General features: G+C 44.0%; 3 protein-coding genes. All 3 read left to right on the top strand.

Annotation, left to right across the window (positions count from 1 at the left end):
* Positions 1-232 (top strand): hypothetical protein (locus KDK18_RS13585; RefSeq protein ID WP_257255469.1); only part of this gene is annotated, 232 nt, incomplete at its 5' end.
* A gap of 21 nt (positions 233-253) precedes the next feature.
* Entirely contained in the window at positions 254-766 is a 513-nt protein-coding gene (locus tag KDK18_RS13580; RefSeq protein WP_257255468.1) for an MFS transporter, read from the top strand.
* Positions 767-992: 226 nt separating this feature from the next.
* Complete coding sequence (sodC, locus tag KDK18_RS13575) at positions 993-1505, top strand: superoxide dismutase [Cu-Zn] SodC (RefSeq protein WP_257255467.1); 513 nt, start codon at positions 993-995, stop codon at positions 1503-1505.
* Positions 1506-1760: the final 255 nt, after the last annotated feature.

The following is a 1760-nucleotide window of genomic DNA, read 5'->3' as shown; positions in this document are numbered from 1 at the left end:
GAATGCAGAAACACAGATTGCAGCTGTCGCACATAGGGTAATGGAGCAACGATCAGAACAGAAGAATGAACAGGAACGATTCTCTTATGCACTTTTTATTGATAGTAGTATGGATGCAGACTTATTTAAGTATAACTCTAAAGGGGGGCTTGTTTTTGAGACTAGCTTCAAAGAATTTTTAGACAATATTTTACGTAATACTTATGAAGCTGATTCGGAAGGGTTGTATTAACGAATGGTAAAAGAGAATTCCATGCTATTTGACAATAGTGATTCTTCTGTAAAAAGAGGAGCTCTTATCGTTTTTACTATGGCTGTCTTTTTTGTAGGTGCAACAGAGTTTATGTTGTCATCTATGTTGCGTCCATTAGCTCAAGCTTTTGATACGTCTACAACCAAAGCTTCTTGGCTGATTGCAAGTTATGCCATTTCTTATGCTATTGCAGCTCCTATTTTTGGGTATATTTCAGATCGGGTTGATAGAACACGACTACTATTGATCGCTCTTTGTGCATTTGCCATTGACGGGGCTGCTATTGTTTTAGCTCCTTCTTTTGAGGTGGCTGTTGTACTGAGAATTTTTGGTGGATTGGCTTCAGCTATTATTATTCCCACGACATTCGCATTAATTGCTGAGATAATTCCGCGTAATCATCAGGCCACAGCGGGATTGTGCCACAGAGTCTTAAGTACTCAACCATACGAAATCATATTTTCTGACTTATTGTTCAGGCACTCTGACTGCGTTACAACTCTGGTCACATAGCTTGCTATGTTCCCGTCGTTGCGCCTTGCAGAGCACCTGCCCAATAAGCCAGAAATATTCGATTCCGTATGGCTGAGTACTTAGCCTGATTACTCATGCCGTTCAATAGATTATCTTTATCGCCAAGATAGATTCTTTTACCTTGAGCTGATGCTAGACAGACTTTTTAATAGTCCTGATGCGAATGCGGCTGTTTCGCTAACTTATAAATTTTGAGGACGATATTATGAAAAAGTATATTGTGCTACTTGCAGCGACACTAGCGTTGCCAGCAATCGCAGACATTAACATTCCTATGAATCTGGTAAGCGCGCAAGGGGTAGAAAAAACTATTGGTACTGTGACAGCTAGCGAAATGGAATACGGTGTTGTGTTGACCCCAGATCTCAATAGCCTGACGCCTGGATTACACGGTTTTCATGTGCATCAAAATCCCAGCTGCGATGCCAAACAAAAAAACGGTAAGTGGGTAGCAGGCCTGGCAGCAGGTGGACACTATGACCCTCACGGCACTAAAAAGCATGCTGCTTCCTGGGGAGATGGTCATCTCGGTGATTTGCCCGCTCTTTATGTTGATCACCATGGTTATGCTAATCAAGCGGTGTTAGCACCACGCTTGAAATTAGCTGATTTAAAAGGTCGCTCATTGATGATTCACGCTGGTGGCGACAATCATTCCGATCACCCCAAAAAACTAGGTGGTGGCGGTGCCCGCATGGCCTGTGGTGTTTCCAGTTAAGGTAACTGCCTATTGGCACTGCTGCTTAAATTGATACCCTCTTAGCGACGGGGATTCCTACAGCTAGAGGGTCATGTCCGACCGCAGTGCATCCCTTGCCCAATATTGGGATGAACCGCAGTAGGACAGCCTTAAGTCCGACAGGCTGCTAGAGAAAATGACACATTACTTCTGTTTCATTCACCGCCTCTCCTTCCCACTCTGCCCCGGCATTGATCAGGAGGTTAACGCAGTCGGTATAGCCCAGCTCGGTCG

The sequence above is a fragment of the Endozoicomonas sp. SESOKO3 genome, assembly GCF_024606255.1.
The sequence above is the reverse complement of the archived record's forward strand: the minus strand, read 5'-3'. Positions and strand labels throughout refer to the sequence as shown.